This is a genomic window from uncultured Campylobacter sp., from assembly GCF_938045225.1.
Lineage (GTDB): Bacteria > Campylobacterota > Campylobacteria > Campylobacterales > Campylobacteraceae > Campylobacter_A.
The window spans coordinates 1-2,675 of sequence record NZ_CALINL010000067.1; the positions used below are offsets into that span (position 1 = coordinate 1).

Here is a 2,675-nt window from a genome sequence, read left to right on the forward strand (position 1 = left end):
AAGTTTATTTTTAAATTTACTGTAAAATAGGCACTTTTTTAAACTTATGCGAATATAAAAATATTACGCATAGGCTATCTAATGCACTAAAAAGAGTATTTTAGTCCTATAATACCTCAGAAAGCTTAAGCCAAAATTTAATCGCAGCCTTTAAAATTTGACGGAATAGTTTTTGCTAGGACTCGCCGTTAGTAATATAAAAAGGATAAAAATGCAGATCAAAAACGGTGCCTCAAACGAGATTTTAAAGACCTTAGCAAACCGAATCGGTCAAAGCCAAAAGGGCGATAAATTTTTAGCCGGCTCTACACTTGCGGCGGCAAATTTGACCGGTTTTACCGATATGCTGGATAAATTTAACGAAAAAGCAAGTTCAAGTAGTGCGACGGGTAAATTTGACGCGGATAAATTTCGCGGCGGCGAGGCGGGCTCGTTTTTACGAAATTTAGCCCGCGACGAAAACGAAGCGCAAATCTACGCAAAACTAGAGCGCGAAGCTAAAGAAGCCGCGAAAATGTTTAAGAAATTTGATTTTATGCAGATGATGACGAAGCTAGAAATGGGCAATCTAAAAGACGGCGAACGAGCGGAAATTTTTGCTAAAATGAACAAAATCGCAAGGGAAATTTGACTTTAGCGCGGGATTAAATTTGTAAATTTCAAAAGCCCCGCCGCGTGCAAAATATCAATACCTTAAGTAGATAAACAAAAATTTAAGCAACCTCACAAAAATGAGATTCTCAAATTCTCTTAAAATACACTCTTGAAAACGACTAAAATTTACCGCCGTCCTTTTAGCGTTGCGGGGTCTTAAAAATTTATGCGACCCCGCCAAAAAGCACATCTCAATCGCGGGCTTAATTCGCAATCAGGGGCTAAATTTTAAAATTTGCACCGATCAAAACGGGCGCTCTATCTCGTAAAGTAGATTTTTGCCGTCCTCAAAGCCTAGCACATAGAGCCGATCCGCGCCGACGGCGAGCGAATGCGGCTCGCTCATCTGCGGCATCTCATAGGCCTGCACGACCTCGAGGCTGTTCTTATCGATGCTAAGCAGCGTGTTATACTCCCTGCTGTAGGCTAAAATTTGATCGCCCGCGCTCGCGGCCCCTACGACGTAGTAATCCTTAAAATTTCGCTTTTGCTTGAGCGCAAGCCCCTTGGCGGGCTTTAGGTACGCTTCGGCGCTTAACTTGCGTTCGCTTATTAAAAATTTGCCGATTACGACGTTTTTTACGACATCGTTGGGCGCGCTGATTATATACATAAACTTCTCATCCGCCGCAAACGCCAAAGCATACGCCTGTTTAGCTCGTATCATCGTAAGAAACGGGCGCCCGTCCTTGGTATATCTATCGACGCTCTTTTCAAAGTAGCTGCCGTAATCGCCGCTGGTTTGTAAAAAGGTCCTATACTCTATCACCTTATCCATCGGCTCTTTGAGCCTTTTTAGCCCGTAGGCGGTCTTGTTCTGACCGATTACGAGCAGATCCTCTCCTACGAAGGCGCTCGCCGTCGTATGGCCCAGATTCCAGCTGTTTTGATAATCAAGCACCGCAAATTTATCGAAATTTTTAAGATCTTTCGTGAAGTAGCTACCCGCATACGAGGAAGTAAGAGCGAACTCTTGATTTTTCTCGTCGTATGAGACGCTTGCTATCATCTCGCCTCTGTTCATCTTTATCTCGATCTGCTTCGTGCCTAAAAGCCCTAGCTTCACAGCGCCGAGCACCGCGCCGTCGGCAAAATTTTCGTTAAATTTTTTCGTGTCGAATACGCCGCGGATATAGGGTCTTTGCGGATAATCTTTTTTGAGATTAAAGGATTTAAGCCTGTCCCATACGTATCTTTCCCACGTTTTGGAACTCATAGCCAAATTTAAACTCATCCTATCGGTGGGCGCTTTGCCGCCGTAGGGCGGGATGCCGTTTGTAAAAAAAGCCTGCACGCCATTTGAGATGACGAGCGCGAAAGAGAGATAGAAAACGACCTTGCCGTATGCGCTAAAGGGCTTGATCACGCTTCTTTGCCCGCTAAAATCGGCATTTAGTTCCGCGCTTTTTTTGATAAATATCAAAAAGAGGCTCATTACGATGACGACGGCCCAATACGCGATAGCCGCCCAAGTATAGGTCCGCACGCCCAGTATCGATGCGCCAAGCCCCATATCTACGTCAAGCTGGACGAAGTTACCAAGATGTCTCAGCCCCATATGTATCCCAAATGCCGCAACAAAAAAGACCGCTACGACGTATCTGAGCCGCGGACCGTATCTGAGGATAAAAAGCCCAAGCAACCCCACCAAGATCATGCCCATGCGCTCCCACCAGCAAAGCACGCACGGGCTTTCTCCCACCACGTATCCCAGCCAGACGTTTGCAATGCCTACGGGGATCACCAAAATAAGCATGATCGCCGTCGCCATCAAGGCGTTAAAATTTTTTTCGCTAAAACACACGGCGTCCTCCTAGTAATTGCCCGAACCGAATATCGAGCCAAATGTCGAGACAAACTACATGCCGACCATAACGAAGCTTGCCGCTCCGAACAAGCCAAACGCGAGCTGCTGCCTTTGTGGGCGAAACATAAGCACATACATGCAAACAGCAACCAAAACGAGTGTTAAAAATTCCATCGTCTCTCCTTGAGGTAAAATTCTGAAAATCTCTTTAAAA

General features: G+C 45.4%; 3 protein-coding genes. 1 reads left to right on the forward strand and 2 read right to left on the reverse strand.

All coding sequences use genetic code 11. From position 1 onward, the window contains the following. Nucleotides 1-211: 211 nt before the first annotated feature. Nucleotides 212-631 carry a hypothetical protein gene (locus tag Q0200_RS03070; RefSeq protein ID WP_297937569.1) on the forward strand — a complete coding sequence of 140 codons (420 nt, stop codon included), beginning with the start codon at nucleotides 212-214 and terminating at the stop codon, nucleotides 629-631. A gap of 267 nt (nucleotides 632-898) precedes the next feature. On the opposite strand, the gene Q0200_RS03075 is transcribed toward Q0200_RS03070, so the two are convergent. Continuing rightward, nucleotides 899-2,458, reverse strand: coding sequence for a disulfide bond formation protein B (locus tag Q0200_RS03075; protein WP_297937571.1), 1,560 nt, complete (start codon nucleotides 2,456-2,458; stop codon nucleotides 899-901). 54 nt (nucleotides 2,459-2,512) lie between these two features. Further along, nucleotides 2,513-2,635, reverse strand: a complete 123-nt coding sequence (locus Q0200_RS03080) for a hypothetical protein (RefSeq protein WP_297937572.1) — start codon at nucleotides 2,633-2,635, stop codon at nucleotides 2,513-2,515. Between the last annotated feature and the right edge of the window lie 40 nt (nucleotides 2,636-2,675).